Annotated in this window: 1 protein-coding gene; it reads left to right on the top strand. The window is 65.3% G+C overall.

The genetic code is table 11. The annotated features are described in order from the left end of the window. Window positions 1-18 precede the first annotated feature (18 nt). On the top strand, window positions 19-1,088 hold a 1,070-nt coding region (locus tag FT726_RS27400), incomplete at its 3' end, for an IS481 family transposase (RefSeq protein ID WP_346303859.1).

Here is a 1,088-nt window from a genome sequence, read left to right on the forward strand (position 1 = left end):
AGGCATAAGAACCCGTTTATGGAGTCGCTTATGCCCTGGGATGCGAGAGATACCATGTCATTACGTACTGAGTTTGTTCTGTTCGCCTCGCAAGACGGGGCGAACATCCGCGAGCTGTGCCGCCGCTACGGCATATCTCCCGCCACCGGCTACAAGTGGCTTCGCCGCTGGGATGAGGAAGGACCGTCCGGCCTTCAGGACCGCTCCCGCGCGCCCCGTCACTCACCCAACCGCTCATCTGACGATATCACTGAGCTGCTGCGTATGGCGCATGAACTTCATCAGCACTGGGGGGCCCGCAAGATTAAGCGCTGGCTCGAAGACCGCGGGCACGGCATGCCGGCCTTCAGCACCGTCCACAACCTGATGGCCCGCCACGGCCTGCTGCCGGGCGCAGCGCCGGGCGTCCCGGCCACCGGCCGGTTTGAGCATACGGCCCCGAACCGGCTCTGGCAGATGGATTTTAAGGGCCACTTTCCCTTTGGCGGCGGCCGCTGCCACCCGCTCACCCTGCTGGACGACCACTCCCGGTTCTCGCTGTGCCTGGTACACTGCGCCGACGAACGGCGTGAGACTGTACAGGAGCAGCTGGTCAGCGTCTTTGAGCGCTACGGCCTGCCGGACCGGATGACGATGGACAACGGCTCGCCGTGGGGCGACACCACCGGCACCTGGACGGCAGTGGAGCTGTGGCTGATGCGCCACGGCATCCGGGTGGGACACTCGCGGCCGTATCATCCGCAGACGCAGGGCAAGCTGGAGCGCTTTCACCGCAGCCTGAAGGCGGAAGTGCTGCAGGGGAAGTGGTTCGCAGACAGCGGTGAGCTGCAGCGCGCCTTCGACCACTGGCGGACGGTCTACAACCTCGAGCGCCCGCATGAGGCGCTGGAGATGGCGGTGCCGGCGTCGCGCTATCAGCCCTCATCGCGGCAGTACAGCGGGCGCGTAGCGCCACCGGAATACGACGAGGGCGTGATGGTCAGGAAGGTGGATATCAGCGGGAAGCTGAGCGTAAAAGGACTCAGCCTGAAGGCGGGCAAGGCGTTCAGGGGAGAGCGTGTCGGGCTGAAGGAGACGGGGGAAGACGG

The sequence above is a fragment of the Pantoea sp. Morm genome (assembly GCF_016643525.1).
GTDB classification, from domain to species: Bacteria; Pseudomonadota; Gammaproteobacteria; order Enterobacterales; family Enterobacteriaceae; genus Pantoea; species Pantoea dispersa.